Origin of the sequence: Neisseria basseii (assembly GCF_962707005.1) — a bacterium.
GTDB lineage: Bacteria > Pseudomonadota > Gammaproteobacteria > Burkholderiales > Neisseriaceae > Neisseria > Neisseria bergeri.
Genome location: NZ_CAUIXH010000068.1, coordinates 1 through 329 on the forward strand (window position 1 = coordinate 1; position 329 = coordinate 329).

Annotated in this window: 1 protein-coding gene; it reads right to left on the bottom strand. The window is 50.5% G+C overall.

Translation table 11 applies throughout. The annotated features are described in order from the left end of the window. The coding region (locus Q9I99_RS11335) for a transposase (RefSeq protein WP_301668637.1) at nt 1-329 on the bottom strand (329 nt) is incomplete at both ends.

Here is a 329-nt window from a genome sequence, read left to right on the forward strand (position 1 = left end):
GACAGATGTTTGCACTCATGGGCATTGGCGGGAGTGATGTGCAGTTTCTCGATATAGCCTTCCTCATAGGTACGGGTATGTTGTTTGTAACCGAGTTTGTAGAGGCCGTTTTTCTTTGTCCAACGGGCATCTTTGTCTTTACTCGGTGTGGTTTGGCCGCTGACTTGTCCTTCATCATCAACTTCTATGGCCTGACGCTGTTTGCTGCCGGCGGTCTGAATAATGGTGGCGTCAACGGCGGCGGCAGATGCCTTCTCTACTTTTAGGTTTTTTTCGGCCAGTTGTCGGTTAATCAGTTCCAGCAATTCGGACAGGGTGTCGTCTTGCGC